The organism is Rhodococcus sp. IEGM 1354, assembly GCF_030056855.1.
GTDB lineage: Bacteria > Actinomycetota > Actinomycetes > Mycobacteriales > Mycobacteriaceae > Rhodococcoides.
In genome coordinates this window covers 1-210 of the sequence record NZ_JASHKT010000105.1, presented here as the reverse complement: position 1 = coordinate 210, position 210 = coordinate 1, and the positions used below count along the sequence as shown (strand labels likewise).

The window sequence follows — 210 nt, the reverse complement described above, 5'->3', positions numbered from 1 at the left end:
CCCGTGGGGTCGACCGCTCCTCGGGGTGGGACGCGCCGGGACGCGGGCCGCGTGCTAGGTGCTGGGACTCGAACCGTTCGAGGATCCGCAGAACTTCGATCCGGACTTCACCCGGGTGCGGCTTCGCCACGAGGTGCTGCCGTTGCTCGAGGACTTGCTCGGTGGGGGCGTCGCTCCGGCTCTGGGCCGAACGGCCGAGCAGCTGCTGGA

The 210-nt window shown here is 71.4% G+C and carries 1 pseudogene; it reads left to right on the top strand.

Annotated elements, in window-relative coordinates:
• Positions 1 to 210 (top strand): annotated as a pseudogene (locus tag QM588_RS25710) (tRNA lysidine(34) synthetase TilS); the annotation flags it as partial.